Below are 25,839 nucleotides of genomic sequence, written 5' to 3'. Positions count from 1 at the left end.
AATGCGCTTGGGAAGCGTGCGGATGTGAATACGGTGCCGGTTACGTGCGCGACACCCCATTGTGCGCGCGCACGATTGTTAGCGCAATGGCATCATTGTCCTGGTCGACCGGGAGCGTGACCGGGAGCGCTTCCTCGCTGACGGGCGTGATGGCGGGATCGTCCGCGACGGTGTCGGTGTCGGCGTCGGCGTCGGCGTCGGGCAGCTCGCCGTCCGGCTGCGGCGCGTCGAGCGGGTCGCTCTCGCCGGCAAGCTCGGCCGGCGCTTCCACTGCCGGCGCCCGCACCGGCATGGGCTGCGCCACACCCTTCGGATGGGGTGGCGGTTCCAGCGCCGCCAGGCGCGCCAGTTCGGCCTGCACCTCTTCGGGCCGGCGCAGGGTGCCGCGTGCGTGCTGCAGTGCGGCCAGCATCGCGGCCGACACCGGGCTCGGTTTGTTGTAGTCGTCCATGTACATGTCCAGCCGGTCCATCACATTGAAGTGCGGGTCGGCAAACAGTTTTTTGAGGGCGAGGCGGCGCACGTCCTGGTCCACGCCCTGGCTGACGAAGGCGGAATAGTCGGACGTGGAATCAAGCTGGGCGGCGTCGTCGAGCGTCAGCGCGCTCTGGGGCGCGGCGCCTGCTGGCTCGGCGCTGTGCGCCGGCGGCGGTGCAGGCGCGGCCACCGGCGCGGCAGGACGCGGCGGCGCTTCGGCGACATCATCGCCGCCAGTTGCCTTGACACGCGCCCAGCGGCGCAGGAATCCTTCTTCGGGCATGCGTTTCCTTACCCGTGCTGGCGGCCGCGGCGCGGCTTGGGCGTGTAGTGCTCGCGCAGGTAGGCGGCGACCCAGGCGTAGATCTCGGCCGGCATCGTCACGCCGTCGGCCGATTCGCCCGAGTCGAACATGCGCGTGCCTTCGACATAGCTGACCGAGGCGCGCGCCGGCATGGCGCGGCCCTCTTCCATGCGCCACAGCACGAAGACCTTCGATTCGGGGGCGATCACGTTCTCGTAATAGCCTTCGTTTTCGTCCGTGTAGAGTTCGAGTTCCAGGCCCGAGACGAGGTAGTAGTCGCGCTCGGGACTTTCGCCGAGGATCTGCAGGCGCGGCAGATTGCCGCGGTCGGGCACGACGCCGACGGCGGACCAGGCCTCGTCGGCCCAGCGGTGCTGCAGCGCGCGGCGCTGCATGATCACCGCGATCGGCATGCTGGCCATTTTCATTGGACCTTCATCTCCTTCGTCTGCTTGGAATTGCCCTTGTCGACCGCCGGCGAGGCGCCTTTCGGCACCGACTGCGTCTGCACTTTCTTGGTGTCCGCACTCGGCGTGGCCGTGCCGAGTTTTTCGCTCTTGATCGGCACGTTGGCCGACTGCAGCGCCTGCTCGCTGCGCGGCGCCGCGCCGCCACCGGGCGAGGCGGCCGCATTCCCGGCCGGGGTGCCGGTCAGGGTATTGGCCGAGACGCCCGTGACCCGCGGCGACACGCCCGGCATCGGCGTGCCGGTAATGGCCACGCCGGTCGTCTGGACCGCGGCAGGGACGGCGCCGGACAGCGGCGTGCCCGGCGCTGCGCTGGTCGCGGCAGTGCCAGCCGCCGGCGCGCCGGCCACGGGCGCACCGGCAACGGGAGCGGCCGCAATCGCCACCGGCGCGTGGGTTTTCCAGCCCTTGGCGCCGGCCTGCGAGCGCCAGCGGTTGCTGAGCGCATCCATCGAAGCGGCGAGCTGCTCCTTGGCCTGGGCCGCCTGTGCATCGGCAGCCGCTTTCTTGGCGGCGGCTGCCTGCTGCTGGGCGGGCGTGGGCGCCGGCAAGGTGGCCCAGGCCAGGCTGCTGCCGGCGCAGGCGGCTGCAATCAGCGCACGTGTGAAGAATCGGGTAGCCATCACTTACCTCCCGTCAAAGTCCCGGGCGCGGCTGCCGGCTTGCTGTCCTGGTTGGTCGCGGTGCCCGCCCCCACCGGCGTCACCCCGGCCTGCGGCGCGTCCGCTGGCTTGGTGCCGTAGTCGCCGACCGGCTTGTTGCCTGGCTGGCCGCCGCTGGCCGGCGCCGTGACGCCTTGCGACGGTCCCTGGCCGGTCTCGGCCACGGTGCCGCCCATGGCCGCGCCGGCGGTGTTGCCGCCGGAACCGCCGGCAAGACCCGGGGTGCCGCCAGCATAGGCCGCATTCGTTTCCGGTTTGCGGCTGTGCGCCATGATCTGGCCGCTGGTCATGCCGCCGGCCGTGACCTGTCCGGGAAACTTGGTCTGGATGATGCCGTCTTTCGGACTGGTGTGGCCGCGGTCGCAGCCCGCCAGGGCGGCGCAGGCGGCGAGGATGCCGAACGTGAAGGTGGATGCTTTCATCGATGACCTCAGTGTGCGGGATCGGGGCGCGGCGCGACCGGCGGCACCGCGCCGGGACGCGCGCCGTCCACCGTCACGGCGCCGGATTTCACTTCTTCGTACCAGAGCGCGTGGTGCGCCTTGGCCCAGTTTTCGTCGACGCTGCCCTGGCGCATCGACTCGTAGGAGCCCGGCGAGCCGATCGTGCCGATATAGATATGGCCCATCGCCGCCGCCATGTACATCGTGGCGCCTGCGATATGCAGGATGTTGGCGACCTGCAGCACGTAGCGGGTCTGGCCAAAGTTGACAAAGTCGAGAATCAGCCCGGTGATCGACATGACCAGGCCCAGCACCACGACACCGAACCAGAACCAGGTCTTTTCGCCGGCGTTGAAGAAGCCCGCCGGGACGTGCTTGTGCGAAGTCAGTCCACCGCCCTGCTTGACCCAGTTCCAGTCGATGCGGTTGAAGAAGTTACGGCGCAGGAAAGTGAAGAACATCAGGATCGAGCACAGGATGAACAGCGGCCCGACGACGTTGTGCACGTATTTCGAGATGATCGCGACCCAGGAGAACAGGGTGTGGCCCATCCAGGGCATGAAGATGTTCTTGCCGAACATGATGATGATGCCGGTGACCGCCAGCGCAATGAAGGAATAGGCAGTGGCCCAGTGCACGCCGCGCTCCCAGCTGCTGAAGCGGTGGATGCGCTTGCCCGAGACCGGCAGCGTCGGCGGGCGGAAGGCGCGGTAGAAGACGAAGATCAGGAACGGCACGGCCAGCAGGATGGTGCCGGTGATGAGGGCCACCGGGCCATTGCGCAGCAGGCGCCAGGTATTGCCGCCGCGCTGGACGATGACGTTCGCTTCGGTGCTGCCGTACTGGCCGAGGAAGTGGCGGTCCATGTGCACGCGGCCCGAGGCGCTCTCGGCCAGGCCAGGCTCGCGCACGCGCGAGTCGCCCTCGATCTGCAGCATGGTCTGCTCTTCCGCATAGGCGGGCTTGGCATCCTTGTTCGGTACCCCCGCCCAGCTTGGCGCGAACACCAAAGCGCACAGCAGGCCCAGGATGACGCGCAGGGCAATCAGGTTCGCTCGCATGGCAGGCTCCTAGGGATTGGCGCGGTTGTACTCGTTCTGCTGGTTGGTGCGATTGGTAATCGCGGCGTTCCAGGAGAGCTTGTCGTTATGGAACAGCGTCTGGAAGTGGCGCGGATCTTCCTTGCCCGCGTACTCGCCCTTGATCCAGGCGGGATGCTGTTCGACTTCGAGGCAACCGGACAAGGCCAGTGCCAGCGGCAGGGCCGCGATCAGTTTGAATGGTTTCATGTCGGCAGCTTCCCCGGAATGTTCTGGCTGTCGCCAAGTTTCTGGTTTTCACGCGGCAGGTCGCCGGTGGCCTTGCGCACGCCGCCGCGCTTGTTCGGACCGTAGGCGATCTTCCAGCCCCACAGCTCGGGACCGTAGCCGCGCGTCTCGACGCGCTGGCGGTAGATGTCGGCGATCAGGTTTGCCTCGCCGGCCAGCAGCGCCTTGGTGCCGCACATTTCGGCGCAGGCCGGCAGCTTGCCTTCGGCGATTCGGTTGCGGCCGTATTTCTCGAATTCGGCGGGTGAGGTGTCCGGTTCCGGTCCGCCCGCGCAGAAGGTGCACTTGTCCATCTTGCCGCGGTGGTTGAACAGGCCCGTTTCCGGGAACTGCGGCGCGCCGAACGGGCAGGCATAGGAGCAGTAGCCGCAGCCGATGCACTGGTCCTTGCTGTGCAGGACGATGCCGTCTTCGGTGTGGTAGATGCAGTTGACCGGGCACACGGCCAGGCAAGGCGCGTCGGTGCAGTGCATGCAGGCGATCGACACCGAGCGCTCGCCCGGCACGCCGTCATTGATGGTGACGACGCGGCGCCGGTTCACGCCCCAGGGCGTTTCGTGTTCGTTCTTGCATGCGGTAACGCAGCCGTTGCAGTCGATGCAGCGCTCGGTATCGCAGATGAACTTCATCCTTGCGGACATAATTGTCTCCTGTTCAGGTCCGTCAGGCGCGCACGATGCGGCACAGCGATACCTTGGTTTCCTGCATCATCGTGACCGCGTCATAACCGTAGGTCCAACCGGTGTTGATCGCTTCGCCGCGCACGGTCGGCGCCCCGTCCTCGGGATAATGGCGCTCGAGATCCTCGCCCATCCACCAGCCGCCGAAGTGGAACGGCGCCCAGACCATGCCCACCGGCACGCGTTCGGTGACCATCGCCATCATTTTCATGCGCGCTCCGGTCGGCGTTTCGACCCAGACGTAATCGCCGATCCGGATGCCGGACTGCACCGCATCCTGCGGATTGACTTCCACGAACATGTTCTGCTGCAGCTCGGCCAGCCACGGGTTGGAACGGGTTTCCTCGCCGCCGCCTTCGTATTCGACCAGGCGCCCCGAGGTCATGATCATCGGGAAGTCCTTCGAGAAGTCGACGTCCTGCACCGATTTGTACAGCGTCGGCAGGCGCAGGAAATTGGCCTTGTCGTCGTAGGTCGGATACTTGGCGACCAGGTCGCGGCGCGGCGACAGGAGCGGCTCGCGGTGGGTCGGGATCGGATCCGGAAAATTCCAGACATTGGCGCGGGCACGTGCATTGCCGAAAGGCGCGCAGCCGTGGGCGATGACGACGCGGATAATGCCGCCCGAATTGTCAGTCTTCCAGTTCTTGCCCTCGGCCATGGCCTGCTCGGCCGGCGTGAGTTCTGCCCACCAGCCCAGTTTCTTCAGGAAGACGTGGTCGAATTCCGGATAGCCGGTGTCGAGCTCGGAGCCCTTGTTGGCCGAGCCGTCGGCCGCCAGCAGGGAGGCGCCGTTGTGCTCGACGCCCCAGTTGGCGCGGAACGGCAGGCCGCCCTCGGCCACCGTCTTGTTGATGTCGTACAGGATAGGCGTGCCCGGGTGCTTCATCTCCGGCGTACCCCAGCACGGCCACGGCAAGCCGTAGTAGTCGCCCTTGCAGGGACCGGATTCGGCCTTCATCGTGGTGGGATTGAAAGTGTGCTTGTTCTCCATGTGGAGCTTGAGGCGCTCGGGCGAGCAGCCGGTATAGCCGATGGTCCAGCAGGAGCGGTTGATCTCACGGAGGATGTCCTCGATCACCGGCTCGTTCATCACCACCTTGATGTTCTTGCACAGCTCGTTGTGGAAACCCAGCTTCTTGGCCAGCAGGTACATGATCTCGTGGTCGGTCTTGCATTCGAACAGGGGTGCGATCACCCGTTCGCGCCACTGGATCGAGCGGTTCGAGGAGGTGCAGGAACCATGGGTCTCGAATTGCGAGGCCGCAGGCAGCAAATACACGCCGTCGGTGCGGCCGTGCATGGCCGCCGTCATGCTCGGATACGGGTCGACCACGACCAGCAGGTCGAGCTTTTGCATGGCCGCCTTCATGTCGGGCAGGCGGGTCTGGCTGTTGGGCGCGTGGCCCCAGTAGAAGACGGCCTTCAGGTTGGCCGGCTGGTCGACGAACTGATTTTCTTCATTGACGGCATCGAACCAGCGCGAGACCGTAATGCCGGGCTTTTCCATCAGCTCTTTCGAGCTGAAGCGCGACAGCATCCAGTTATAGTCCACGCCCCAGACGTTGCCGAAGTGCTTCCAAGCGCCTTCGGCCAGGCCGTAGTAGCCGGGCAGCGAGTCGCCGTTCGGGCCGACGTCGGTCGCGCCCTGCACGTTGTCGTGGCCGCGGTAGATGTTGGCGCCGCCGCCAGGCACGCCGATATTGCCCAGCGCTAGCTGCAGGATAGCCAGCGCACGCACGTTGGCGGTGCCGACGTGGTGCTGGGTGATGCCCATGCACCAGACCACGGACGAAGGCTTGTTCTTGGCCAGCATTTCGGCGGCCATGCGCACCGAGGATTCGGGCACGCCGGTAACGTCGGAGACCTTGTCCGGCGTCCACTTGGCGACTTCCTTGCGCACCTCGTCCATGCCGTAGGTACGGGCAGCGATGTATTCCTTGTCTTCCCAGCCGTTATTGAAGATGTGCCAGAGCATGCCCCATACCAGCGGGATGTCGGTTCCCGGGCGCACGCGCACATAGTGGTGTGCGAAGCGCGCGGTACGGGTGAAGCGCGGATCGACCACGATCATCTTCGCGCCCAGTTCCTTGGCGTGCAGGAAGTGCAGCATCGAGATCGGGTGCGCCTCGGCCGGATTCGATCCGATGAACATCACGGCCTTGCTGTAATGCAGATCGTTGAACGAGTTCGTCATCGCGCCGTAGCCGTAGGTCTGGGCCACGCCCGCGACCGTGGTCGAGTGGCAGATGCGCGCCTGGTGGTCGCAATTGTTCGAACCCCAGAAGGCGGCGAACTTGCGCAGCAAATACGCTTGCTCGTTGTTGTGCTTGGAGCTGCCGATGAGCATGACAGAATCGGGACCGGATTGCTGGCGCATCTGCAGCATCTTGTCACCGATCTCGTTGATCGCCTGGTCCCAGGAGATGCGGGTGTACTTGCCGTTCACCAGCTTCATCGGATAGCGCAGGCGGTGTTCGCCAAAACCGTGCTCGCGCACCGAGGCGCCCTTGGCGCAGTGCGCGCCCATGTTGATCGGCGAATCGAAGGCCGCTTCCTGGCGCACCCAGACGCCGTTGCTGACGATGGCGTCGACCGAGCAGCCGACCGAGCAGTGGCTGCAGACGGTGCGTTTGAGTTCCATCTTGGCCGGCTCGGCCGCGGCCGCGGCTGCTTGCGCCGGTTCGATCACGTTCAGCGGCAAGCTGCGGGCAATGGCGCCGGCACCGGCCGCCACGCCGGCGCCGACCAGGAACTTGCGCCGCTTGACGCCCTTGTCGTTCGAACTTTTGACTAAAGACATGACAGGTCTCCGGGTACGCTCACCAGTAGGCGGCGGTTTTATAGTAACGACGAATATGCTCGGTCTCGTGGTAGCCGCGCTTGACCTCGGGCTTGGCCGCCTCCACGGGCGCCAGTTCAGGCTTGGCTTCGGCGCCGGCGGCCACCGCAGCCAGCGCGCCGAGCGGGGCCGCTTTCAGGAAGTTGCGGCGCGTCGGGCTTGGCGCCGGCTCCCCGGCCTTGCTGTCTTGCTGTTGCTTGTCCATCGCATTCCCCTGTGGTCGGTTAAATATCGAAGGCGTCTTCGACGGCGAAGGCTTCGGCTTCGATGGCCAGCAGCGCAGTCACGAAGGCCGCGATCAGCCGGTAGAAATTGGCGCCTTCGGCATTCTTCATGTCGGCCAGGCAGCGCGCATACCATGGGGCGATGCGCGCTTCGAAAAACATTTTTTGCTCCGACAGCGGCTGGCGCCGGATGCCCTGCCCGCCCGCGATCAACACGCGCATCGTCTCGCACAGGGCGCCCAGGTGGTCTTCGGATTCGAACGCGCCGCGCACGCGCCCGATGCCGTAGCGCGCGAGGTCGGCGCGCAGTTCGGCCAGGGGAGTATCGTTCATGAAGCCCGACAGGTAGAGCGAGCCATAAGGATTGAGCGCCGGCGTGCCGCTGCTGATGAAGAGGGCGTCGAACTCGTCGGACACCGCGGCGCTGTCCATCACGCTGGCGGCCAGGATCAGGTTTTCCCAGGCGTCGGCCAGGTGATGGTCGCCGCCGTTCGCTTCAATCGGGTCGGCCGCCGCCAGGGCAGCCAGCAGGTCCGCATCGGCCGGGGCCAGCAGCAGGCGCGCTGCCAGGGCGTAGAGATCGCTTCTTGCCTGGTCTTCGGGCGCCAGCGGCATCGCGACCGGGGCGCTGCCGACGGCGCCGGGATGGGCGGCGCCGGGCGCAGCGCAAGAGGAAACCTCTGGTAATGCAGACTGCATGGACACTGGCGGCGCTCCGTTAATAAATCTTCATCGAAAGTGTAAGCTTTCCTCTACCGATAGGCGCGCACAGTTGAACCTGTGCGGCCTCCCCGTATTTACCGCATCCCCGCCGCATGCATGATCAAGCGGATCAGGCCGGCAACCAGGAAGAGCGCAAGCACCCCGCCCGCCCACAGCCCAGCCATCCAGCCGAGGCGCCGCAACCAGGGCTTCTTCATCAGTGATACCCCGCGTCGGCCTTGACCTTGCCGCGAAAGACCCAGTAGGACCAGACCGTGTACATCAGGATGATCGGCAGGATGACGAGCGTGCCGACCAGCGTGAAGACCTGGCTGCTGGGGGGCGAGGCCGCTTCCCAGATCGTGATGAAGGGCGGCACGATGTGCGGCCAGATGCTGATCGCCATCCCGGTGTAGCCCAGGAAGATCAGCGCCAGCGCGGCCACGAAAGGCCAGCGATAGGGATTGCGTTTGAGCGAGCCGAGCAGGAGCGCGATCGACAGCAGGACCAGGATCGGCACCGGCGCCAGGAACACGATGTTCGGGAAAGTGAACCAACGGTCGGCCACCGCCGGGTCGCGCAGCGGCGTCCAGATGCTGACCACGACCACGCTGGCAAGCAGCATCAGCGCGAAGGGACGCGCCACCTGCACCATGCGAAGGTGGAGCTCGCCCTCGGTTTTCATGACCAGCCAGGTGCTGCCAAGCAGGGTGTAGGCGATCATCACGCCGAAGCCTGACAGCAAGGGAAACGGCGCGACCCAGTCGAGCGGCCCGCCGGCATAGCTGCGGCCCGAGACCGTGATGCCGTCCAGGAAAGCGCCCAGCGCGACGCCCTGGAAGAAGCTGGCCACCACCGAGCCGCCGATAAAAGCCTTGTCCCAGACGTGGCGCCCGCCTTCGCTGGCCTTGAAACGAAATTCGAAGGCCACGCCGCGAAACACGAGCCCGACCAGCATGAAGACGAGCGGCAGGTAGAGCCCGGACAGGATGATGGAATAGGCCACCGGGAAGGCCGCCAGCAGCCCGGTCCCTCCCAGCACCAGCCAGGTTTCGTTGCCGTCCCAGACGGGCGCCACCGTGTTCATCATGGTGTCGCGGTCGCGCGCGTCTTTGACGAACGGAAACAGCATGCCGATGCCGAGGTCGAAGCCGTCGAGCAGCACATACATGAAGACGGCAAAATAAATGATGATGGCCCAGATGACCGAGGTGTCGATGCCCATTCAGTTCCCCCTGGGACCAAGGTCGTGGCCGTCGCCGGTGTCGTCATCGTCGTTGCCGACGTCGGCCGCCGACATCGGCCGCATCGGCGTGCGCACTTCCCCCGGCCCGCCCTCGGTGGCCCGGTGCAGCTCGAAGGCTTGCGGACCCTTCCGCATCATGCGCAGCACATAAGCGGTGCCGGCCCCGAACACGAAGAAATAGGCGACGACGAAAATGCCCAGCGTGAGCGCCAGCGCCGGGGCGCCGTGCGGCGAGACGGCGTCGGCGGTGCGCAGCACCCCGTACACCACCCAGGGCTGGCGCCCCACTTCGGTCGTCACCCAGCCGGCCAGGATCGCGACCAGCCCCGCCGGCCCCATCCACAAGGCCGCGCGCAGGAAGAACCGCGAAGTGAAGATGCGCCCTCGCCTGCGCAGGAAAAAACTCCAGGCGCCGAGCACGATCATGAGCAGGCCCAGGCCCACCATCAGGCGAAAACTCCAGAACACGATCAGCGAATTGGGCCGGTCCTCGCGCGCGAACTCCTTCAGGCCGGGAATCTGCCCGCTCCAGGAGTGCGTCAGGATGACGCTGCCCAGGTGCGGGATGCCGACCGCGTAGCGGGTTTGCTCGGCCTCCATGTCCGGAATGCCGAACAGCAGCAGCGGCACCGCTTCCCCGGGCGTGTTCTGCCAGTGCCCTTCCATCGCCGCCAGCTTGGCCGGCTGGTATTTGGCGGTGTTCAGGCCATGGTAGTCGCCGATCACGGCCTGGATCGGCGCGACCAGCAGGATCATCCACATCGCCATCGACAGCATCTTGCGCACCGCGGGGTTGTCGCGCCCGCGCAGCAATTGCCAGGCGCCGACCGCGCCGACGATCAGCGCGGTACACAGGTAGGCTGCGGCCACCATGTGCAGCAGCCGGTAGGGGAAGGAGGGATTGAAGATGATGGCGAGCCAGTCGGCGGGCACCATGCGGTTGCCTTCGATGGCATAGCCTTGCGGGGTTTGCATCCAGCTGTTGGCGGCCAGGATCCAGGTGGCGGAAATCAAAGTGCCGACCGCGACCATGCAGGTGGCGAGGAAATGCAGGCCGGGGCCGACCCGGGTCCAGCCAAAAAGCATCACGCCAAGGAAGCCCGCTTCCAGGAAGAAGGCGATCAGCACCTCGTAGGCCAGCACCGGCCCCAGGATGGAGCCGGCGAACTCGGACATATAACTCCAGTTGGTGCCGATCTGGTAGGCCATCACGATGCCCGAGACCACGCCCATGCCGAACATGACGGCGAAGATCTTCAGCCAGAAGTGGTAGAGGTCGACATACACGGGGCGCCTGGTGCGCAGCCAGGACAATTCGAGCACGGCCAGGTAGCTGGCAAGGCCGATCGTCACCGCCGGGAACAGGATGTGGAAGGACATTGTGAACGCGAACTGGATGCGTGCCAGGTCCAGTGCCGATACGCCGAACATCTGCCCTCCTCATGCGCTGCGATGTTCAGAATCTAGCATGCGGATCGGCGCGCACGATTGGCAAGCTGCCCCAGCGGGAGCCGCGTCTACACGGATGCCAGGCCGCACTTGCGCGGGAATATCGAGAGTTGCCAATTGGAAAGAAGTCGCGGGCGCTCCCGGGCGGCGGTCTATAATTGCGGCAACCAATTGTTTCCCTGTCCCGATGAGCCAAGGCCTTCCCTTCCCCACCACGGCGCCGGTCACGATCAGCGCCATCAAGGCCAGTTGCAGCGCCTGCAGCATGCACCAGCTGTGCCTTCCGATGGGGCTCGACGACGCCGACATCAGCCGCCTCGACCAGATCATCGGCGCGCGCCGCCGCGTCCAGCGCGACGCGCGCCTGTACGCCGTGGGCGAGCCGTTCAGCAAGCTGTATGCGGTGCGCTACGGCCACTTCAAGACCACCCAGGCCAATGCCGCCGGCGAAAACCAGATCACGGGCTTCCAGATGGCGGGCGAGCTGCTCGGCATGGACGCAATCGCCGGCGAGCGCTACCACTGCGACGCGGTGGCGCTGGAAGACAGCGAAGTGTGCGAGATCCCGTTCTCGCGCCTGGAGGAATTGTTCGGCGAAGTGCCGACCCTGCTGCGCCATTTCCACCGGATCATGAGCCGGGAAATCACGCGCGAGCAGAACGTCATGCTTTTGCTGGGCAATATGCGTGCCGAGCAGCGCTTCGCGGTGTTCCTCGTGAACCTGTCGGCGCGCTATGCCGCGCGCGGCTACTCGGGCACGGAATTTGGCCTGCGCATGTCGCGCGAGGACATCGGCAATTACCTCGGACTGACGATCGAAAGCGTCAGCCGCCTGCTCTCGCGCTTCAGGAAGCAGGACTGGATCGCGGTCGACAAGCGCGCGGTGAAGCTGCTCGACCTGCCCCGCCTGAAAGCGGTGGCGGCGGGGCTCGAGGACTGCGCCTCCTGAACTGAGACAGGTCGTCTCAGTTCAGAACGTCACCTTGACCGAGGGCGCACTGCGCCTGGCCTCGCCGTGGTAGACGGCTTCGATGTTGTTGCCGTCCGGGTCGAGCACGAAGGCGCCGTAGTAACCAGGGTGGTAGGCGCGCTCGCCGGGGCCGCCGTTGTCCTTGCCGCCGGCCTTTAGCGCCGCTTCGTAAAAGGCATCGACCATGGCGCGGTCGGCCGCCTGGAAGGCCAGGTGATGGCGCCCGGTGAGTTTTCCTTGCGCTGCCTCGCTGTCGGGCGTGGAGACGAACAGTTCGTCGTACCAGAAATAGTTCTCGCCCTCGCCGCCCACGGGGATTTGCAGGACCTGGAAGACGGCGGTGTAGAAGGCGCGGGAGGCGGGCAAGTCCTGCACGACCAGCTGGATGTGGTCGATCAGGCGGCCGCGGTGGAGTTCCTGGGTTTGCATTGTCTGCTCCTGAGAAAACACCTGGTTGGTCAGCAGATTATGCCGCAATCGGGGCTCACATTCCACCGCGCTCCCGGACTGATTACGCCTTCGCCTTTTCTTTCGCGATCCAGCCATCGACCAACTGCCCCAGAACATCGAGCGGCACCGACCCGGCACCCAGCACCATGTCATGGAAGCCAGGCAGCGAGAACTTCGGCCCGAGTTCGGCCTTCGCCTTTTCGCGCAGTTCGACGATGCGCAGCATGCCGATCATGTAGGCCGTGGCCTGGCCCGGCCAGACGACGTAGCGGTCGACTTCCTCGACGTTGATGCCGTAGTCGACCGCCTGCTGGCGCGTCCAGCCCTTGGTATGCAGGCCGGTATCGACCACCAGCCGGCGCGCGCGGAACAGTTCCGAGCCGAGCGCCCCGAGCAGGCCCGGAACGTCGCCTTCGTACCAGCCCTGCTCCACCGCCAGGCGCTCGGTGTAGAGCGCCCAGCCTTCGGCATGCGCGCTGCCGCCCGAGAAGATGCGCTGGCTGCGGTATTTCGGGATGCCGGCCAGCTCCTGCTGGATCGCCAGCTGGAAGTGGTGGCCCGGCACCGCCTCGTGATAGGACAGGCTGCGCATGCGGATCATGTCGAACTTCGGCCCGCGCAGCGGCACCCAGAACACGCCCGGACGGCTGCCGTCCGGCGCCGGCAGGCTGTAGTGGGCGGCGGCCGAGGCTTCGGTCAGCGGCGGCTCGCGCAGCACGTCGACCGGCGCGCGCGGCTTCAAATTAAACAGCGGCTCGCTGCGTGCCTGCGCATCCTTCACCATCTCCTTGTATTTGGCCAGGATCATCGGGCGCGGGTCTTCCTCCCCCTTCGGCTGGAAGGTCGCGTCGAGCGCCTTCATGCGCGCTTCGATGCTGCCCTCGTTGAAGCCGAGCGCGCGCAGGTGCTTGTCCATCTCGCCTTCGAGGCGCGCCACTTCGCGCAGGCCGATCGCATGGATCTCTTCGGCCGTCAAGCTGGTGCTGGTGAAGTTGGCGATCGCACGCGCATACGCCTTGCGCCCGTCCTGCAGGCGCGAGATGCCGGCGGCGTCGCCCGTCTTCGGATGCAGTTCGGCCATGAAGCCCTGCACGCGCAGATAGGCCGGGCGGATCTTGTCTTCGACGATGCGCGTGGCGCGTGCGATGGCCGCGCTGCGCGCCTCGGGCGACAGGTCCTTCAGTTCGGCGCTGCGCTTTTCCAGCGAGCTGACCAGCACGTTCTGCGGCGCGGCCGGCTTCAGGAAACCGTCGACCTGGAACTGGGCGCGTTCGAGGATGAAGCGCGGCGGAATGCGCTTGCGTTCGGCCGCGCTGCGTGCGCGCGCCAGCGCTTCGTCCAGGCGCGCGCCGACCTGCTCCAGGCGCGCCAGCCAGCTGTCGACGTCCGCGGCGGTGCGCATCGGGTGGGTCTGGGTCATGTAGTTCACCAGGCCGACCTGCGGGCCGCCGAACTGCGAGAACACGAAATTGAAATCCTCGAACGGCTCGTTCGCAACCACGTTCGAGAGCGACCAGCGCATCACCAGGGCCGATATCTTCTGGGTCTCGTCCAGCGGGCCGGCCAGCCATTTGTCCAGGCGCGCCAGGCCCATCTTCGCCAGCGCGACCATCTTCTTGCGCTGGGCCGGGGTCTGGGGCGTCAGCTGGCGGTCGAGCGCGGCCTGTTCGGCGCCGCTGAAGTACTGGGTGCTGCTGGCAAGCTGCGGGTTCATGCGTACCCAGTCGTCCGCGAAACGGCCGGCCCAGGCATCGAAGGCGGCGTTCGGTTTCACGGCGGCGGCCTTGGCCGCGGGCGCGGCGAGCGCGGCATCGGGGAGCATGGCGGCGCCCAAGGCAAGCGGGACGAAGAGGGAAGCAAGGGCGGCGCGCAGGCTGCGCTGGGAAGAAATCGGCATGATGTCTCTTATGTTTTCGTTCGGCGAAGTGCCGGGGCGAATCTATCACGGAAGAGTTGGAACGGACAATATTTGCGACGGGGCGGCGCCGACCAAGCTGGCGCGGCCATCCTAGGAAAACGGCTAGAGTATTTCCAGACTGCCTGTTCAATAACATCCACGCCGACATCAGGAAAACCGCATGCCCATCTCGCAATCCCTCCGCGACGACCTCGCCAAGCGCCTGCAGGAAAGCCGCGACGCCGCGCTCGCCACCGTGCGCGCCCGCACCGGCCTTGATCCCGAAGGCGATGAGCCACCGGTCATCTCCCCGCGCGCCCACCTGGTCCAGAACGACGACGCGCCCACGGCCGAAATGATCGCCCACGACGAAGAGCGTTTCGCCGAGCACGAAACCAGGCTGCTGCACGAAATCGACGCCGCCATCGGCCGGCTCGAGTCCGGCGGCTACGGCATCTGCGAGTCCTGCGGCTGCGAGATTCCCGAGCAGCGCCTGCTGGCCACGCCCACGGTGCGCACTTGCGTGCCTTGCCAGGAGCGGATCGAGAAAGAAGAAGGCACGGGGCGCGGGCCGACGATGTGAGTCCTGCGCGGCAGGCCCGGCCGCCCGGCTTCAGGCCGGCTGCGCCGCGAACTTGAATACCGATAAAGCCTGCACTAGCCTGCCCGCTTCTTCGGCCACATTGGTCGATGCCGCCGCCGACTGCTCCACCAGCGCCGCGTTCTGGCGCGTGATGGCGTCCAGCTCGGCCATGGCGGCATTGACTTCGCCGATCTCGCCGCCCTGGGCGCGGCTGGCGTGGGTGATGTCATGCATGATACCGGCTGCCTGCTGTACTGAGGCGACGACTTCGCGCATGGTCTGGCCCGCTTCGCCGACCAGCGCATTGCCCTGCGCGACCTTCTGCACCGAATCGTCGATCAGGGCCTTGATCTCCTTCGCCGCCCCGGCCGAACGCTGGGCCAGGCTGCGCACTTCACCTGCCACGACCGCGAAACCGCGGCCCTGCTCGCCCGCGCGCGCCGCTTCGACGGCCGCGTTCAGGGCCAGGATATTGGTCTGGAAGGCGATGCCGTCGATCAGGCCGATGATGTCGACGATGCGCGTGGCCGAACTGCTGATCTGACCCATGGTGGCGCCGACGCGCTCGACCGCATCGCCGCCGCGCCCCGCGACGCTGGCTGCCGCACCCACCAGGCCGTCGGCGCGGTGGGCGCTGTCGGCATTGCGCCCGGCGGCGCCGGCCACCTGGCCGAGGCTGGCGGCGGTCTGCTCCAGGCTGGCGGCCTGCGACTCGGTGCGTGCGGCGAGGTCGACGTTGCCGCTGGCGATCTCGCGCGTCGTCTGTTCGATCGAACGCACGTTGCTGCGCACGTCGCCGACGATCGCCTGCAGATTGATGTTGAGTTGGCGCAGCGCGCGCAGCAGCCGGCCGAATTCGTCCGTGCGGCGCGTCTCCGGCAGGTGCGACAGGTCGCCGCCGGCCAGCGCATGTACCGCTTCCGTCGCTTCGCGCAGCGGCGCGATGATTGCCTGGCGCAGGCCGGCCCAGGCACCCAGCGTCACCAGCACGCCGCCGGCAGCCAGGGTACGCCACAGCATGCCGTCGGCGGCCAGGCCAAGCGCGCCCAGCAGGATTGCCTGCGTGCCCATCACCAGGCCGAGGCGCTGGCCCAGCGAGGGTCGGCGCAGGCGGTTCAGCCGCCCGGCCAGGCCAGTGCGCACGGCGCGCCCGCCGCGCAGCGCCAAAGCGCCCTGCTCCCCGGTGCGAAATTTACTGTACAGCTCACTTGCCGCCGCGACCTGTTCACGGGTGGGCGTGGTGCGGATCGACATGTAGCCAATCACGCGCCCCGCTTCCTTGACCGGCACCACATTGGCGACCACCCAGTAAAAGTCGCCGTCCTTGCGGCGGTTCTTGACCATCCCGGTCCAGGGCTGGCCGGCCTGCAGGGTCTGCCAGAGATCGGCAAAGGCTTCGGGCGGCATGTCGGGATGGCGCACGATGTTGTGGGCCTTGCCCAGCAATTCGTGTTCTTCAAAACCGCTGACTTCGATGAAGCTGGGGTTGACGTAGGTGATGCGGCCTTTGGTGTCGGTCTTCGAGACGATCGACTGGCCTGCTTCCATCCGGTATTCGATGCCGGTGACCGGCAGATTGGTACGCACTTCGCTCTCCTGTGTTGCCATATGGCAAGAATTCAAGGGGCGATTTTACGATGGCGTAGTTTGGGAAATCCTTGATCTGGATCAAGAATTCAAGCTTGACTGTTCAAAACCATGAGTATTCGCTCAGCCCGCCAAGTGCCGCGGGCAGTGCTAACATTGCAACATGGATAACCTTACCCACTCCCTCGTCGGCCTTGCGCTCGGCGAACTGACGCATCGCCTGTTGCCGCGCGAAGCAAATGCGGCGGCCGCATCCACGCGGCGCCGCTTGCTGTTGACGGGCGCCGCGCTGGCCAGCAATTTTCCCGACCTCGACCTGGTCCTGACCCCGCTGGCGCCGGCCCCGCTCGGCTACCTGCTGCACCACCGCGGCCATACCCACACGCTGCTGTACGCGCTGCCGCAGGCGCTGCTGCTGCTGGCCCTGCTCTGGCTGAGCTGGCCGCGAGCGCGGACCCTGCTGCGGGGCAGCGCCGACGCGCGCCGCGGCCTGGCCGCGGCGACGGTGCTTGGCTTGCTGCTGCACTTCGGCATGGATGCGCTGAACGTCTACGGCATCCACCCCTTCGCACCGTTCGATGCGCGCTGGTATTACGGCGACATGGTCTTCATCATCGAACCCGTGTTCTGGCTGGCGCTGGGCACGCCGCTGGCCGCACACGTCGCCAGCCGCGGCTGGCGCCGCTTGCTGCTGGGATTATTGCTGGTGGTGCCGGCGGGGTTCACCCTGGCCGGCTTCCTGCAATGGGGATCCTTCGCCGGCCTGGCCGCGGTCTGGGCGCTGGCCCTGGTGCTCGAGCGCCGCCTGGGCGAACGCAGCGCCTTGCTCGCCGGCGTGGCGCTCACTGCCTGCTTCGTGCTGCTGCAGGGAACAATGGCCGAACGCGCGCGCGGCGAACTGCGGGCCGCGCTCGGCCGCAGCAGCCCGGGCGCAGCCATCCTCGACCTGCCCTTGTCGGCCTTTCCCGCCAATCCCCTGTGCTGGGGCGCGATCGCCGTCACGCGCGAGGGGCCGGACGGCTACCGCATCCGCCGCGGCGTGCTGAGCCTGGCGCCAGGCATCACGCCCGCCGCTGCCTGCCCGCAAGCCATCGCCGGGATGCGCCTGGCGCCGGGACCGGCGGCCCTTGCCTGGGGCTGGGATGAGCGCGGCTCGGTGGCCGCGTTGCGCGCGCGGCGCGGCGATTGCCGCTTCGACGCCTGGCTGCGCTTTGCGCGCGCGCCGTCGCTGGCAAACGGCCAGGCCACGGACGTACGGTTCGGCCCGGCCGGCATGCCGAATTTCTCGACCTTGCCGATCGTCTCGAATAGCGTCGCGCCCTGCCCCGGCCGGGTGCCGCGCTGGGGCTATCCGCGCGCCGACCTGCTTGGCCTGCCCTAGGTAAAGCGCTTCGTCAAGCCCCGCAAATTGTCGCGTTGGTAAGAAAACACGACCATTTCGATTGCCAGCCATACAACAGAATAATGCAGTATGCTTACCGGCGGTTACACGGGTTCAGGCGAAGCCGGCGGGCGTGAGCGTTGCCCGCGGCGGTTCCAGCGAGGGAAGTAAATGGCTCCGAAGCGATTACTCTGCATTGCACCCGATGACCTGGGCGCGATCGACGCCTTGTGCATGGATATGCCCGATTGGGAGATCCGCACCGTGCGCAGCCTCGACGAAGCGCATTCGGCATTGCGTCAGGGTGGTTATCTGGTCGGTTTGCTGATGGAAGTGATCGGTGCGCGTCCCCATCTCGAGGTCGAGCGTTTCCTGCGCCAGCATGGCCACGTCCAGTGGGTCGGCGTATTACGCGGCGAAGCCATCAAGGCGCCGGCCTGGCGCGACATCGTGGCCGATTACCTGTGCGACCACCACACGCTGCCGATCGACATCCGGCGCCTGGCCCATACCCTGGGTCACGTGCACGGGCACGCCTTGCTGAGGCGTCCGCATGCGCGTGCAGGCGCGGCGTCCTCGGCCCTGATCGGCAGCTGCGACGCCATGCTGCGCCTGCGCAGCCAGGTCGAGCGCGTGGCCAAGGTCGACGCGCCGGTCCTGATCTGGGGCGAAAGCGGCAGCGGCAAGGAACTCACCGCCCAGGCCATCCACCGCCAGTCGCTGCGCGCGACGGGGCCCATGGTGCCGATCAATTGCGGCGCGATCGCCCCCAACCTGATCCACTCCGAACTCTTCGGCTACGAGCGCGGCGCCTTCACCGGCGCGGCGCGCGACAAGGTCGGGCTGATCGAGTCGGCCAATGGCGGCACCCTCTTCCTCGACGAGATCGGCGACCTGCCGAAAGACCTGCAGGCGAATCTGCTGCGCTTCGTGCAGGACAAAACCATCATCCGGCTCGGCTCGACGCGCGCCATTCCGGTCGACGTGCGCGTGATCTCGGCCTCGCACGTGAACCTGCAGCAAGCGGTGGCGCGCGGCGACTTCCGCGAAGACCTGTATTACCGGCTGTCGGTCCTGCCCGTCACGGTGCCGGCCCTGCGCGAGCGGCGCGACGACCTGGTCGAACTGGCCGAGCACTTCTTCCGCGTGTACGCGTCCGACAAGTCGCCGCGCCTGAAGGGCTTCAGCAGCCGCGCCGTCGCCGCCATTGCGGCGCACGACTGGCCGGGCAATGTGCGCGAGCTGATCAACCGGGTGCGGCGCGCGATGGTCATGGCCGACGGCAAGTGGATCGAGCCGGACGACCTCGACCTCGTTATGCCCTCGCCGCCCATCGAAGCCATGCTCGACGACGCGCGCTGCAGTTCCGAGCGCCTGGCGATTCGCGCCTGCCTCGACCGCACCGGCCAGAACGTCAGCCGCGCCGCGCGCGACCTGGGCGTCTCGCGCACGACGATGTACCGGCTGCTGGCCAAGCACGGGATGCGTAGCTGAGGCTGTTCCTTCTAGCCCCTTGCGCTTGCGCGACCGCGCGGGCGCCTGTCCGCGCACCCTTGCCCCACCTTGTAGCGCACAGCTCAGGCACAACTTGGCGCCACCGTGTCCACAAGCGTCCTCCTACGCGGCAAGCCACCACCCAGGCCCTTCTCTCGCAAACGACAGGGCGAGCGCACCATGCCGCCGGATGAACCCAAGTACACAGTGTCCGCAGTCAACTCAGCCAAACGGTACACAAATGTGCCGATTCCGTTACACCTCGCGAGTGTTAAATTCCTAACAACAATGTCTATGCGCAATTTCATCAATCCCTGATGAGATTGTTCTTATATTTCAATGGTTTGAGCATATTTACACTCCGCTGGCATCTGTTTTGCATATAGCAAGGTTCCGCTGGTACAACCGCCAGTCGAACTCAACCACACACCCTAGGGGAATTTGCATGAACAAGACATTGCTCGCCACCGCCCTGTCGCTTGCCTTCAGCCTGAACGCACAAGCCCAGACGACGGACCCGACTACCGACTCCTCGACCAACGTGACCCAGCGCGGCAGCGGCGTGAATGCCAATGGCGGCGCGGCCAGCATGGATGACAATTCGACGAGGACCGACGACAACTCGAACCGGAACAACGATTCGAGCACCCGCACGAACATGAACAACGATTCGTCGACCGACGACCGGTCGGGCCAGAACAACAGCACGGGCGCCGCCATGGCCAGCGAGATGGGCGCCGCCGCCGCGAATAACGGCGGCACCGCCACGTCGAACTTCGCCAATTCCTTCAACACCTCGAACGCCACCGCCGTCAGTACGCTGACCGGTACGGTGACCGGCAACCACATCAACAACATCGGCAACGTCGCCAACAACATGGGCAATGCCAGCGGCGCCAGCGCCACGGGCGGCGCCGGTGCGGCCGGCACGGGCGGCCTGGCACGCGGTAACGGCGGCGCGGGTGCTGCGGGCACCGGCGGCGAGGCAGCATCGGGCTCAACCGGCGGCTACGCCTCGAGCGGCAGCGCCAGCACCGGCAATGCCATGGCCGGCGCGGCATCGGCAGGCGCGGGCGGCGCAGGCGGCCTTGCGTCGAACGCGGAAAGCGGTGCGGGCGCGGCGGGCGGCGCAGGCGGCTCGGGTGGTTCTGGCGGCTCGAGCGGTAACGCCGGCGGCGGCACGGGCGGCGCCGGCGGCGCGAGCGGCGCAGGCACTGGTGGCTGGGGCGGCGAAGCAGGCGGCAACACCGGCGGTAACGGCGGCAACGCTGGCCGCGTCGTTGCGGGTGCCGGCGGCGCGGGTGGCGCGACCGGCGCGGCGACCGGCGGGCAAGGTGGCAACGGTGCCGAAGGCGCGGCAGGCGGCATGGGCGGCGCAGGCGCGGCGGGCGGACGTGGCGCAGCGGGCGGCATGGTGACCGTGGGTGGCGCCACCTCGACCGGCGAGGCGTCCGGTGCGGGAGCAGGCAACAGCGGTAACGTTGCCACCAGCGGCAGCGGCGCCTCGACCCCGGATTCGACCGGCGGTGCAAGCGGCGCGGCTGACGGCGGCAGCGCCACCAGCACCGGCGGCACCGTGACCGGCGCCACGAATACCGCGTCGGCAGGTACCGGCACCGGCGGCGCCGGCGGCGCGGGCGCTGCAGGCGGCATGGGCGGCGCAGGCGCGGCGGGCGGCGCAGGCGGTACGGCAGGTTCGGGTGCCATGGCCACGAACACTGCCGGCGCCGGCGCGGCAGGCGGCACGGCCACCGGCGGCACGGGCGGCGCAGGCGCAGCCCTGTCGAGCACCGGCGGCGCGGCAGGAAGCGGCACCAGTGGCACGGGCGGCGCGGGCGGTTCGGCCACGGCCGGCACCAGCACCGGCGGCGCAGGCGCTGCAGCAGGTGCGGGCGGCGCGGGCGGCTCGACCGGCATGGCATCGAACACGGGCGGCGCAGGCTCGGCCGGCGGCGCAGCCACCTCGGGCAGCGCGACCAACGGTTCGACCTCCTCGGGCGCGGCAACCGCCGGTAACGGCGGCGCGGGCGGCACGGGTGGCACAGGCACCGGCGGCATGGGCGGCAGCAGCGGCACCAACACCGCAGGCACCGGCACCGGTGGTGCGGGCGGCGCGGCGACCGGCGGCAACGGCGGCACCAACACCGTCAACGCGGGCGCCTTCGACATGTCGAACGCCATGACCAACGTCGGCCAGTCGGCTGCCGGTGTGATGGTCGTCAGCCAGAACAACGGCTTCTCGTCCCTGATCCAGCAAAGCGTCAACGTCCAGAGCAACCTGGCCGTCGGCCCATAAGCTGAACCACGTGTAATGCGTTGTCCGTAGCACGGACTGCCGCGCCTTCACCGGCGCGGCAGTTTTCCGGATCCAGGAGACACGATGAACAAGATTCTTGCACTACCCCGATTACCGCAGGCCTGCGCGATGGCGCTGGCAGCGGCCCTGGCCGGCCAGGCCTGCGCAGGCGAGCCGGCCATGCTGGCCTTCGAGCAGCTCGGCACGCCGGCCGTCGCCGGCATCGAACAGATCATGCAAGCCGCGCCGGAGATTGCGCACAGCAGCACCCTGTCCATCGGCGGCGAAATCGTCCAGGCGGTCGATCTCGGCCAGCTCGAGCAAGAACGCGGCCGCGCCGACACCGTCTTCAACGACACCAGACTCAATGGCGACGTCGCCAACAACAGCGCCATCAACGTCCAGACCGGCTCGAACTCGATCGATTCCGGCTCGTTTGCCAACATGTCCGGCATCCCGGTGGTGATCCAGAACAGCGGCGCCAACGTGCTGATCCAGAACGCCACGGTCATCAATTTGCAGTTCCAATGAAACGACGTCTCGCTGCCTCTACCCTCGCCCTGCTCTTAGGCGCGCTGCATGCGCAGGCAGCCGAGCTGTCGCTGCCCAGCGGCATGCGCGTCGGCAGCATGCCGGTCAAGAGCATGAAAGACCTGCGCTTCCAGGCCACGCTGCGCCAGCAGTACGATTTCAGCTGCGGTTCGGCCGCGCTGGCCACGCTGCTGACCCACCACTACAACATCCCGACCACCGAACAGGCCGCATTCCAGGAAATGTTCGTGAAAGGCGACCAGCAAAAGATCCGGCGCGAAGGCTTCTCGCTGCTCGACATGCAGCGTTTCCTGAAGGACCGCGGCTTTACCGCCAACGGCTTCCAGCTGCCGCTCGACAAACTGATCGAAGCGAAGCTGCCGGCCATCGTGCTCATTTCGGACAACGGCTACCAACACTTCGTCGTGGTCAAGGGCTTCGACGACGGCCGCATACTGCTGGGCGACCCGTCGCGCGGCACGCGCCTGATGGCGCGCGAACGCTTCGAATCGATCTGGGCCAACCGCATCCTGTTCGTCATCCACGAGGGACCGAACAAGCCCGGCTTCAATCTCGCGGCCGACTGGCGCAACGCGCCGCGCGCGCCCGTCGCCGAAGGCGCCAGCCGCGCGCTCGAATCCACCTATGGACTGCCGAAATTCGGTCCCACCGATTTTTAAGGAGGCACCATGCGGCTTTTCCTTTCCCTGCCAGGCTTGCTGCTGCTGTCGACGGCAAGCCTGGCCAGCGCCGCCCCTACCTTCAACGCCGCCAGCGCCGTCGACAGCGCCACCCTGGACGCGACGCGCGGCGGCTTTCTCACCGCCGATGGCCTGGTCGTCACGCTCGGCCTCGAGCGCCTGGTCAGCATCAATGGCAACGTCATCGAGCGCACCCAGATGCAGCTGGGCGACATCGGCAAGCTTGCCAGAGGCGAAGGCACGCTCGCGCGCGACGCCCTGGGCGAACTGCGCCTGATCCAGAACGGCGACGTGCGCACGATGGCGGGCAATGCCCAGAATCTGCTGGGCGGCACCGTCATCCAGAACTCGCTGAACGACCAGGTCATCAAGAACCAGACCTCCATCAATGCCACGGTGAACACGGCTGGAATGCTGCGTGCGCTCAATTTTGGCACGAACCTGAACAACGCCTTATCAACCGCCGTCGCACCCCGCTGACGGCCTAATTACATGGAGAGAAGCATGCAGAAAATCCCGGCGTTATGTGTTGGCGCCCTTGCCGTCAGCGCGGCGTTCTGCGCCCTGCCGGCGCAGGCCCAATCCGTCGAGGAACTGGTGGAGCAAATCAAGGCGATGCGCCAGCAGCTGGACGCCCAGCGCGCGCGCATCGATGAACTGGAACGGGACGTGCGCACGGTACGCGCCCCGGCGCCGCAGGCGCTGGACCTGGCCGACCCCAGGCTGGCCACCCGCGCCCTTTCCCCCGAAACGCTGGGCGCCATGCGCGGCACCGGCGGCGCCGGCCTGCAGCAGCAGCCGGCCGCACCCGCCGCACCGGTGGGCGGCCCGGCCAGCGCCCCGACCGCGGCCACCAACACCGCCGCCGTCGGCCGCGCACCCGCCGGCGACAGCCGCCCACGCGAGGTCGCACCCATCTTCGAGTCGCCGGGTGTGCTCACCCCGCGCGGCTCCTATGTGTTCGAGCCGGCCATCCAGTACGGCTACTCGTCGAGCAACCGCGTGGCCCTGGTCGGCTACACGGTCATCCCGGCCCTGCTCATCGGGCTGATCGACGTGCGCGAAGTAAAACGCAACACGACCACCGCCACCGCGACCCTGCGCCGCGGCTTCACCAACCGTTTCGAGATGGAAGCCAAGCTGCCCTACGTCTACCGCAGCGACGCCACGGTCAGCCGCGAAGTGTTCACCGGCACCGCCGTGGAGCGGGCGTTCGAGACCAGCGGCAAGGCGATCGGCGACGTCGAAATCGCCGGGCGCTACCAGCTCAACGACGGCGGCGCCGACAGGCCCTATTTCATCGGCGGCCTGCGCTTCAAATCGCGCACCGGCAAGGACCCGTTCGAAGTGACCACCGATTGCCAGCGCCGCTGCGTCGGCGAGAACATCACCGGCAGCGGCCTGCCGCTCGAACTGCCGACCGGCTCCGGCTTCTACTCATTGCAGCCGAGCCTGACCTGGCTGTTCCCGTCGGACCCGGCCGTGTTCTTCGGCAGCTTCAGCTACCTGCACAACTTCAGGCGCGAGGTCTCGCGCACGGTGCTGGGCGGCGAACAGGAGTCGCTCGGCACCATTGCGCCGGGCGGCGTGATCGGCTTCAATTTCGGCATGGGCCTGGCCCTGAACGACAAGGCCTCGTTCAGCGTCGGCTACGACCACAACTCGGTCGCCCGCACCAAACAGAACGGCCGCACGGTGCCGGGCTCGGTACGGATGCAGCTCGGCACGCTCCTGGTCGGCTACAGCTACCGCCTGACCCAGAAGAAAACCCTGAGCGTGGCCGTCGGCGCGGGCCTGACGCGCGATACGCCGGACGTCACGCTGATGGTGCGGGTGCCGATGTCGCTCTGATGCTGTTGCAACAAGCCCGGGGCGGTTTCAACGTCGTTTAAAACGCCCCGACATAATTCTCGGCCAGCGCCGTGCGCATCGCCCGCGATGCCACCACCGCTTCGAGTTCGGCACGCTGGATCTGGCGCTCGAAGGGCGTCGCGTCCTCGAAGGTGTGCAGCAGGCGCGTCATCCACCACGAGAAATACTCGGCGCGCCAGACGCGTTTCAGGGCGGTTGCCGAATACCCGTTCAAGCCGTCTTCGCTGCCCTTCTTGTAGAAGGTGTCGAGCGCCTGCGACAGCACGCGCACGTCGGAGATGGCGAGATTCATGCCCTTGGCCCCGGTCGGCGGCACGATGTGGGCGGCGTCGCCGGCCAGGAACAGGCGGCCGTGGCGCATCGGCGCGCAGACGAAACTGCGCATGCCGATGATCCCCTTCTGGAAGATCCTGCCTTCCTTGAGTTTCCAGCCGTCGTTGTGCTCCAGGCGCGCGTGCAGCTCGGACCAGATGCGGTCGTCCGACCAGGCCTCGACCTTGTCGTGCGGGTCGCACTGGAAGTACAGGCGCTGCACGGTGGGCGAACGGGTGCTGACCAGGGCGAAGCCGCGTTCGTGCTGGGCGTAGATCAGCTCATCGGACGAAGGCGCGGATTCGACCAGGATGCCGAACCAGCCGAAGGGATAGACGCGCTGGAAGTCCTCGCGCGTCCCGGGCGGGAACATCGGGCGCGAGACGCCGTGAAAGCCGTCGGCGCCGATCACGAAATCGGCGTCGATGCGCTGCGCCTGGCCTGCGTGCGTGAACGTCACGGAAGGCTGGGCCGTGTCGATGTCGTGCAGCGCGACCTCGCTGACCTCGAAGCGCAGGTCGCCGCCGGCGGCCAGGCGCGCCGCCACCAGGTCGATGATGACCTCGTGCTGCGGATAGACCGTGATCGAATGCCCGGTCAGCTCTTGCAGGTCGACGCGGTGGCGCCGGCCGCCGAAGGCCAGCTCGAAACCGTGGTGCAGCGCGCCTTCGCGACGCATGCGCTCGCCGACGCCCGCTTCGTTGAGGATGTCCATGCTGCCCTGCTCGAGCACGCCGGCGCGGATGGTCGCCTCGATGTCGGCGCGGCTGCGCATCTCGAGCACGACCGATTCGATGCCCTGCAGGTGCAGCAGGTGGGATAGCAACAGGCCGGCGGGGCCGGCGCCGACGATGGCAACCTGGGTTTTCATGACGCTGTCTCCGAATGTGTTTTAGTTGACACCATCGTAGTGCGGCGCCGGCGGAATATGAATGGATCAA

Annotated in this window: 26 protein-coding genes; 9 read left to right on the top strand and 17 right to left on the bottom strand. The window is 67.0% G+C overall.

Features of this window, described 5'->3' with window-relative positions; translation table 11 throughout:
• Positions 1-40: 40 nt before the first annotated feature.
• The 13 genes from NMB41_RS09975 to NMB41_RS09915 form a co-directional block, all read right to left on the bottom strand.
• Positions 41-760: a DUF3306 domain-containing protein gene (locus tag NMB41_RS09975; protein ID WP_494382293.1), complete on the bottom strand. Its 720-nt coding sequence runs from the start codon at positions 758-760 to the stop codon at positions 41-43.
• An 8-nt stretch (positions 761-768) separates the two neighbouring features.
• Positions 769-1,209 carry a DUF3305 domain-containing protein gene (locus tag NMB41_RS09970; RefSeq protein ID WP_494382292.1) on the bottom strand — a complete coding sequence of 147 codons (441 nt, stop codon included), beginning with the start codon at positions 1,207-1,209 and terminating at the stop codon, positions 769-771.
• Positions 1,206-1,871 (bottom strand): hypothetical protein, encoded by a 666-nt coding sequence (locus NMB41_RS09965; RefSeq protein ID WP_494382291.1) that lies wholly within the window; start codon positions 1,869-1,871, stop codon positions 1,206-1,208. The genes NMB41_RS09970 and NMB41_RS09965 overlap by 4 nt, the downstream gene beginning before the upstream one ends.
• A complete protein-coding gene (locus NMB41_RS09960; protein ID WP_494382290.1) occupies positions 1,871-2,332 on the bottom strand; it encodes a hypothetical protein in 462 nt (153 codons plus the stop codon). The genes NMB41_RS09965 and NMB41_RS09960 overlap by 1 nt, the downstream gene beginning before the upstream one ends.
• An 8-nt stretch (positions 2,333-2,340) precedes the next feature.
• A complete protein-coding gene (locus NMB41_RS09955; protein WP_494382289.1) occupies positions 2,341-3,414 on the bottom strand; it encodes a formate dehydrogenase subunit gamma in 1,074 nt (357 codons plus the stop codon).
• 9 nt (positions 3,415-3,423) lie between these two features.
• Positions 3,424-3,642, bottom strand: coding sequence for a hypothetical protein (locus tag NMB41_RS09950; RefSeq protein ID WP_494382288.1), 219 nt, complete (start codon positions 3,640-3,642; stop codon positions 3,424-3,426).
• Complete coding sequence (fdh3B, locus tag NMB41_RS09945) at positions 3,639-4,322, bottom strand: formate dehydrogenase FDH3 subunit beta (protein ID WP_494382287.1); 684 nt, start codon at positions 4,320-4,322, stop codon at positions 3,639-3,641. The genes NMB41_RS09950 and fdh3B overlap by 4 nt, the downstream gene beginning before the upstream one ends.
• A 22-nt stretch (positions 4,323-4,344) precedes the next feature.
• Positions 4,345-7,164: a formate dehydrogenase subunit alpha gene (locus NMB41_RS09940; RefSeq protein WP_494382286.1), complete on the bottom strand. Its 2,820-nt coding sequence runs from the start codon at positions 7,162-7,164 to the stop codon at positions 4,345-4,347.
• Between the two features lie 19 nt (positions 7,165-7,183).
• The gene (locus NMB41_RS09935; RefSeq protein ID WP_494382285.1) at positions 7,184-7,408 is read right to left on the bottom strand and encodes a twin-arginine translocation signal domain-containing protein; all 225 of its coding nucleotides are present in this window, start codon (positions 7,406-7,408) and stop codon (positions 7,184-7,186) included.
• Between the two features lie 19 nt (positions 7,409-7,427).
• Positions 7,428-8,126, bottom strand: a complete 699-nt coding sequence (locus NMB41_RS09930; RefSeq protein WP_494382284.1) for a TorD/DmsD family molecular chaperone — start codon at positions 8,124-8,126, stop codon at positions 7,428-7,430.
• A 98-nt stretch (positions 8,127-8,224) separates the two neighbouring features.
• On the bottom strand, positions 8,225-8,347 hold the full coding sequence (locus tag NMB41_RS09925; RefSeq protein WP_192052226.1) for a DUF2474 domain-containing protein: 123 nt from the start codon (positions 8,345-8,347) through the stop codon (positions 8,225-8,227).
• The gene (gene cydB, locus NMB41_RS09920; RefSeq protein ID WP_494382283.1) at positions 8,347-9,354 is read right to left on the bottom strand and encodes a cytochrome d ubiquinol oxidase subunit II; all 1,008 of its coding nucleotides are present in this window, start codon (positions 9,352-9,354) and stop codon (positions 8,347-8,349) included. Before cydB ends, NMB41_RS09925 begins: the two co-directional genes overlap by 1 nt.
• Complete coding sequence (locus NMB41_RS09915) at positions 9,355-10,806, bottom strand: cytochrome ubiquinol oxidase subunit I (protein ID WP_494382282.1); 1,452 nt, start codon at positions 10,804-10,806, stop codon at positions 9,355-9,357.
• Positions 10,807-11,011: 205 nt separating this feature from the next.
• Between NMB41_RS09915 and fnr the strand changes: the two genes are divergently transcribed.
• Positions 11,012-11,773, top strand: coding sequence for a fumarate/nitrate reduction transcriptional regulator Fnr (gene fnr / locus NMB41_RS09910; protein WP_494382281.1), 762 nt, complete (start codon positions 11,012-11,014; stop codon positions 11,771-11,773).
• Positions 11,774-11,794: 21 nt separating this feature from the next.
• Here the strand turns inward: fnr and NMB41_RS09905 are convergent, their stop codons facing one another.
• Positions 11,795-12,223 (bottom strand): VOC family protein, encoded by a 429-nt coding sequence (locus NMB41_RS09905; protein ID WP_494382280.1) that lies wholly within the window; start codon positions 12,221-12,223, stop codon positions 11,795-11,797.
• An 82-nt stretch (positions 12,224-12,305) separates the two neighbouring features.
• The gene (locus NMB41_RS09900) at positions 12,306-14,141 is read right to left on the bottom strand and encodes a DUF885 domain-containing protein (RefSeq protein WP_494382279.1); all 1,836 of its coding nucleotides are present in this window, start codon (positions 14,139-14,141) and stop codon (positions 12,306-12,308) included.
• Between the two features lie 181 nt (positions 14,142-14,322).
• Between NMB41_RS09900 and NMB41_RS09895 the strand changes: the two genes are divergently transcribed.
• Positions 14,323-14,724: a TraR/DksA family transcriptional regulator gene (locus NMB41_RS09895; RefSeq protein ID WP_494382278.1), complete on the top strand. Its 402-nt coding sequence runs from the start codon at positions 14,323-14,325 to the stop codon at positions 14,722-14,724.
• A 30-nt stretch (positions 14,725-14,754) separates the two neighbouring features.
• Here NMB41_RS09895 and NMB41_RS09890 read toward each other — a convergent pair whose 3' ends face one another.
• Positions 14,755-16,311, bottom strand: a complete 1,557-nt coding sequence (locus NMB41_RS09890) for a methyl-accepting chemotaxis protein (RefSeq protein ID WP_494382277.1) — start codon at positions 16,309-16,311, stop codon at positions 14,755-14,757.
• A 163-nt stretch (positions 16,312-16,474) separates the two neighbouring features.
• On the opposite strand from NMB41_RS09890, the gene NMB41_RS09885 reads away from it, so the two are divergent.
• The 7 genes from NMB41_RS09885 to NMB41_RS09855 all read left to right on the top strand — a co-directional run bounded on the left by NMB41_RS09885 (position 16,475) and on the right by NMB41_RS09855 (position 24,565).
• Entirely contained in the window at positions 16,475-17,692 is a 1,218-nt protein-coding gene (locus tag NMB41_RS09885) for a metal-dependent hydrolase (RefSeq protein WP_494382276.1), read from the top strand.
• A gap of 171 nt (positions 17,693-17,863) precedes the next feature.
• Positions 17,864-19,186 carry a sigma-54 dependent transcriptional regulator gene (locus tag NMB41_RS09880; RefSeq protein WP_494382275.1) on the top strand — a complete coding sequence of 441 codons (1,323 nt, stop codon included), beginning with the start codon at positions 17,864-17,866 and terminating at the stop codon, positions 19,184-19,186.
• 445 nt (positions 19,187-19,631) lie between these two features.
• Entirely contained in the window at positions 19,632-21,482 is a 1,851-nt protein-coding gene (locus tag NMB41_RS09875; RefSeq protein WP_494382274.1) for a hypothetical protein, read from the top strand.
• Between the two features lie 84 nt (positions 21,483-21,566).
• Positions 21,567-22,013 (top strand): hypothetical protein, encoded by a 447-nt coding sequence (locus tag NMB41_RS09870; protein WP_494382273.1) that lies wholly within the window; start codon positions 21,567-21,569, stop codon positions 22,011-22,013.
• Complete coding sequence (locus NMB41_RS09865; protein ID WP_494382272.1) at positions 22,010-22,693, top strand: C39 family peptidase; 684 nt, start codon at positions 22,010-22,012, stop codon at positions 22,691-22,693. Before NMB41_RS09870 ends, NMB41_RS09865 begins: the two co-directional genes overlap by 4 nt.
• A gap of 9 nt (positions 22,694-22,702) precedes the next feature.
• Entirely contained in the window at positions 22,703-23,194 is a 492-nt protein-coding gene (locus tag NMB41_RS09860) for a hypothetical protein (RefSeq protein WP_494382271.1), read from the top strand.
• A 24-nt stretch (positions 23,195-23,218) separates the two neighbouring features.
• Positions 23,219-24,565, top strand: coding sequence for an acetate kinase (locus NMB41_RS09855; protein ID WP_494382270.1), 1,347 nt, complete (start codon positions 23,219-23,221; stop codon positions 24,563-24,565).
• A 37-nt stretch (positions 24,566-24,602) separates the two neighbouring features.
• Here the strand turns inward: NMB41_RS09855 and NMB41_RS09850 are convergent, their stop codons facing one another.
• On the bottom strand, positions 24,603-25,769 hold the full coding sequence (locus tag NMB41_RS09850; protein ID WP_494382269.1) for a 4-hydroxybenzoate 3-monooxygenase: 1,167 nt from the start codon (positions 25,767-25,769) through the stop codon (positions 24,603-24,605).
• Positions 25,770-25,839: the final 70 nt, after the last annotated feature.

The sequence above is a fragment of the Massilia sp. FBCC-B171 genome (assembly GCF_059134155.1).
The sequence above is the reverse complement of the archived record's forward strand: the minus strand, read 5'-3'. Positions and strand labels throughout refer to the sequence as shown.